This window comes from Nocardia araoensis NBRC 100135, from assembly GCF_000308435.1.
In the GTDB taxonomy this organism is placed as follows: domain Bacteria; phylum Actinomycetota; class Actinomycetes; order Mycobacteriales; family Mycobacteriaceae; genus Nocardia; species Nocardia araoensis.
Window position 1 is genome coordinate 1 of record NZ_BAFR01000261.1, and the last position, 865, is coordinate 865.

The 865-nt window shown below is 67.3% G+C and carries 1 pseudogene; it reads right to left on the reverse strand.

The window, feature by feature from the left end:
• Position 1 precedes the first annotated feature (1 nt).
• Positions 2 to 865: pseudogene (locus ON21_RS37470) on the reverse strand (IS5 family transposase); the annotation flags it as partial.

Below are 865 nucleotides of genomic sequence, written 5' to 3' on the forward strand. Positions count from 1 at the left end.
ACTAGGTCGTGTCTCCCAATGATTTGAGCCATTCGACGATGAGGGCCAGGACGAATCCGGCCCGGTAGGTGATCGCGAGCTTGTCGTAGCGAGTGGCCACCGCCCGCCAGTGCTTGGCCCTGTTGAAGGCACGTTCGATGACATTGCGGCGTTTGTAGATCTCGGCATCGAAGCTCGGTGCCCGCCCACCTGCGCGGCCCTTGCGTTTGCGGTTGGCGATCTGGTCCCGACGTTCGGGAATCACGGTCCGGATACGTCTGCGGCGCAACAAGGATCGGTTCGACGCCGCCGAGTAGGCGCGGTCGGCGATCACCACCTCCGGATTGCGCCGCGGCGCCCCACCGGCCAGTCTCGGCACCACCACCGCGTCCAGCAGCGGCCCCAGCAGCGGCGAGTCGTTGGTTTGACCGGGCGTGAGCAGCACGGCCAGGCCGCGACCGGCGCCGTCGGCGGCGAGATGGATCTTGGTGGTCAGCCCACCACGGGAGCGCCCGATGGCATGGTCGGCCGGTTCATAGCCCGGTCACCGAGTCGGCGGCCGCGCCGGCGGCGTGCTGATGTGCCCGCACGATTGTCGAGTCGACCGAGACAACCCAGTCCAGGTCACCGGTGGTGTCGGCCAGGGCGACCAGAGCGGTCAGCACCCGGTCCCAGGTGCCGTCGGCGGCATAGCGGCGGTGGCGTTTCCACACCGTCTGCCACGGCCCGAAATGTTCCGGCAGATCCCGCCACGGCAGACTGGTGCGCAGCCGATACAGCATCCCCTCCACCACCAGGCGATTGTTGGCGAAGTTACGGCCCACGTGGCCCTCGGACTTCGGTAGCAGCAACTCCAGCAGTTCCCACTGCTTGTCGGTCAGAACCT